Source organism: Aeromonas sp. ZOR0002 (assembly GCF_963866995.1).
GTDB classification, from domain to species: domain Bacteria; phylum Pseudomonadota; class Gammaproteobacteria; order Enterobacterales; family Aeromonadaceae; genus Aeromonas; species Aeromonas caviae.
The window spans coordinates 1-3693 of sequence record NZ_CAWMFQ010000105.1; the positions used below are offsets into that span (position 1 = coordinate 1).

The 3693-nt window shown below is 64.9% G+C and carries 3 protein-coding genes; 2 read left to right on the forward strand and 1 reads right to left on the reverse strand.

Features of this window, described 5'->3' with window-relative positions; genetic code table 11:
- Positions 1-250: 250 nt before the first annotated feature.
- Positions 251-1621, forward strand: a complete 1371-nt coding sequence (locus tag AACR77_RS06045) for a phosphatidylserine decarboxylase family protein (RefSeq protein WP_042880364.1) — start codon at positions 251-253, stop codon at positions 1619-1621.
- Positions 1622-1678: 57 nt separating this feature from the next.
- Here AACR77_RS06045 and AACR77_RS06050 read toward each other — a convergent pair whose 3' ends face one another.
- On the reverse strand, positions 1679-2197 hold the full coding sequence (locus AACR77_RS06050) for a class IV adenylate cyclase (RefSeq protein WP_042880365.1): 519 nt from the start codon (positions 2195-2197) through the stop codon (positions 1679-1681).
- 411 nt (positions 2198-2608) lie between these two features.
- Between AACR77_RS06050 and AACR77_RS06055 the strand changes: the two genes are divergently transcribed.
- Positions 2609-3693 (forward strand): HAMP domain-containing protein (locus AACR77_RS06055; RefSeq protein WP_042880367.1); only part of this gene is annotated, 1085 nt, incomplete at its 3' end.

Below are 3693 nucleotides of genomic sequence, written 5' to 3' on the forward strand. Positions count from 1 at the left end.
AAAACCGATGGTTGCGGGTTCGAGTCCTGCCGCCCCTGCCATTTTTCAGAAAGGCCAGCTCATTGAGCTGGCCTTTCGCATTTCCGGCGTTTGCCATCGCCTCCGTTAGCCTCTTTTTCCCCGCTTCGCCGCTGCCATTTCTGCCAATGGAGGCCGCTTTTCCCCTGTGCTACACCTTGCTTCCTGCCAGATGGCGCCCTCTGGCGCATCGCATCCGGCGGGCCCAAGGCGCTTCAACAAGGAGAGAGCGATGAACAAGGCAGTGGATACACGTCCCCCCCATGCCCATGCCGGTGGCTGGGTCCCCCGGGATCAGGCCCATGTGGCGCGCTGGGTACAGCGGCTGCGTCAGGCGGTCACCCTCCAGCCTCGCCCGCTGGTGGCCCCGATCGCCGGATTGAAGGCGCTGGTGGAGCAGGATCCTCTCCTGCATCAGCAGGCCCAGGGGATGTTTGACGAGGCGTGGCAGCACGAGCACAGTACGCCGCTCGGTCAGGTCCAGGTGCGCAGCTTCGATGAGTTCCTGCAGCTGCTCAACGGCATCATGACCACGGCCCCGGAAGCCTATCAGGATGTGCAGACCCAGGAGCCTGCCGGGCTGATCGGATTCCCCATCAATGCCCTGCTCAACTGGCCCATGGCGACGGCCGCCGGGTACGACTTCTTTGCCAATGCGCTGGTGAACCAGCAACTGCGCAAGATCCTCGGTTACTGGGCCGACTTCCTGCAAGGTCCCGCGTCCCGTTATGTGCTGACGGAGTCGGTGAGCCCCCTGGATCGCCAGACCCTGATCGTCCCCTGGCTCGGGGAGGTGGCGAAACGGGAGATGGTCAAGGTGGCGCAGGGGGCGCTCGGGGCCGGCAACAACCCCACCCCAGAGCGCTTCGAGGGGATCTTCCACACCGTGCCGGGAGAGGAATACGAGGGCTTCGCCAGCTGGGACGACTTCTTCACCCGCCGCTTCTGCCCCGGCGTGCGGCCGGTGACGGCCCCGGACGATGACAGCGTGATCGCCAACGCCTGCGAGTCGGCCCCGCTGCAGGTGGTGACCGGGGTAAGGCGGCAGGACGCCTTCTGGCTCAAGGGGCAGCCCTATTCCCTGGACAACCTGCTGGACTTCGACCCGCGCGCCGCCGCGTTCGAGGGGGGCACCCTCTATCAGGCCTTCCTCAGCGCCCTCAGCTATCACCGCTGGCACAGCCCGGTGAGCGGCACGGTGCGCTCGGTCAAAGTGGTCAACGGCAGCTACTACCTGGCCAACCGCCACCAGGGTTTCGACAGCCCGGCGGGGCCCGACCCCAGCGCCCCGAACCAGTCCCAGCCCTTCCTCACCGCGGTGGCGACCCGGGCACTCATCTTCATCGAGGCGGACAACCCCAAAATCGGCCTGATGTGCGTGGTGCCGGTGGGCATGGCGGAGGTGTCGAGCTGCGAGGTGACGGTGCAGCCGGGGCAGCGGATCGCGAAGGGGGAGCAGCTCGGCATGTTCCACTTCGGCGGCTCCACCCACTGCCTGCTGTTTCGCCCCGGGGTCGAGCTGGCGTTCGACTTCTACGGCCAGCAGCCGGGGCTGGAGGCGACCAACCTGAGGATCAACACGGCGCTGGCGCGGGTGACATAACCCTGCTCCCTGATGGTACGAGGCCGCCCTTGAGGCGGCCTTGTTGTTGTGAATCCCTCAGGGTTGTCGTTGCAGCAGGAGATCCAGATAGGCGCCTTCGATCAACCGGGAGGGCTCGATACCGAGACGCGCCATGATGTCGTGAGCTTCCTGCATCCCCACCTCGCGCGGCTCGTCATCCTCCAGCATCACTTCCAGTTCGAGGAAGTGGCCCAGCCCTTCAACCCGGTCGAGATGGATCCGGGTTCTGCCCACCAGAAACAGGGTCCGCTGTTTTCGCACTCTGCCAATCTGGCCGCAAGCCAGGGTGAGCGTTTCCCGCAGCTTGTCCGGCTCGTTCGTTGGCGTGATGTGGTAGTAGCTCTCCTTCGGACCCTGTTGATCAGGCCTGCGGTAGAAGATGAGCTGGCCTGCCGACGGGGAGAGCGTCCGCAATTTGAAGCGGCCCGATTCACAGCGAAAGAAGGTATCGTCCTGGGCGATGTCGACGGGGCCCTTGTCGGCGATGGCCGCGGCTCTGGGGATAAGGTCATCGACCCCGGCTATGCGGGCTTTGATCTCGATATTTCGTGGCATGGCAGCGGGTTCTCCTTGAAAACGGGATACCCAATCTAGCACAGTCCACGTTGCCGAGAGGGGGGCAACAGGGGGAGCACCAGCTCGGTTCCTGATGGATGCTCAACCCTGCCCGCCAACCCTCTTTTCAGACGCCTGAAACCGCCCTCAAGAGACAGGTCAGCGGGTGCTGGCCTGCTCTGCCGGTGCCTGCCCGTCATCCGCGACCTGACCTCATGGCCGCCTTAGGGCGGCCTTGTGGTGTCTGCGGGTGTCAGCATGGAATAGTGAACAGTCTGTTGCTGGTAGTGCGTTCTGTTGTTGATAGATGAAAAAATATCAGGATTCACTAAAGACCGTTCATGATTGTGCCGATAGAACTACCAAGATGGGGGTATTCCCGGCCCCCGGCTACCACAAGGATTCGTTGTCATGACTCTCTCGTTGCGCGGCAAGCTGCTCGCGGCCAGCCTGGGGGTAGTGCTGCTGATGGCAGCCCTGCTCGGTATTGTCGCCTTCCACACCCTCAAATCCCGCACCCTTGACGCCATCCAGAGCGAGGCGGTCAACTACGGCCACGCCCACTCGGTGGCCATCGGCAACTGGCTTGAGGATCGCAAGCACGCGGTCGACGCCCTGGCTGCCGTCATTGCGCGCGACCCCGACACGGCCCTGGTGCCCCACCTGTTGCAGACCCGCACCTCCGGCGGTTTCGGCCTCACCTATTTTGGTTCGGCGCAGGGGGAGATGACCCGCCACGATCCCGCCCTCAACACCGCCAACTATGACCCCAGGGCCCGCCCCTGGTACCAGAACGCCGACAAGGCGGGCAAGCTCATCGTCACGCCGCCCTATGTCAGCGTGACCATGCAGCAGATGGTGGTGACCCTGGCCGAGCCGGTGAGCCATCAGGGCCGGGTGATCGGGGTGGCCGGGGCGGATCTCTCCCTCGACGCCCTCATCGACGAGGTGCTGGCCATGAAGGTGCAGGGAGAGGGCTACGCCATGCTGCTCGACCGCACCGGCCTCATCGTCGGCCACCCGAACAAGGAGCTGGCGCTCAAGCATGTGGCGGAGCTGGATCCCGGCCTCACCGGGGCGGCGCTGGATGCGTGGAGCCGCGACGGCGAGCTGCACGGCGCCAACCTGAACGGGCGCGAGGTGCTGCTCTCGGTGCAAGGCGTGCCCGGCACCGACTGGCTGCTCGCCATGGTGATGTACAAGGAGGTGCTGGAGGCGCCGCTCGCCTCCCTGCTGTGGCAACTGGTGGGGCTGACCCTGGTGCTGCTGCTGGTGTTCGGTGCCCTGCTCATCGCCATGTTCAACTACCTGTTCGCGGATCTGGGACGGGTCTCCAGGGCGCTTGCCGACATCGCCCACGGGGAGGGGGATCTCACGGTGCAGATCGCCACCCGCAGCCAGGATGAGGTGGGGCAGCTGGCCCAGAACTTCAACCAGTTCGTGGCGCGACTGCACGGCATCGTCAGCCGGTTGCGGGACGTCACCGTCGAGCTGGC

Coding starts and splice junctions, on each gene's coding strand:
- AACR77_RS06045 (WP_042880364.1), top strand. CDS start 251: ATGAACAAGGCAGTGGATACACGTCCCCCCCATGCCCATGCCGGTGGC.
- AACR77_RS06050 (WP_042880365.1), bottom strand. CDS start 2,197: ATGCCACGAAATATCGAGATCAAAGCCCGCATAGCCGGGGTCGATGAC.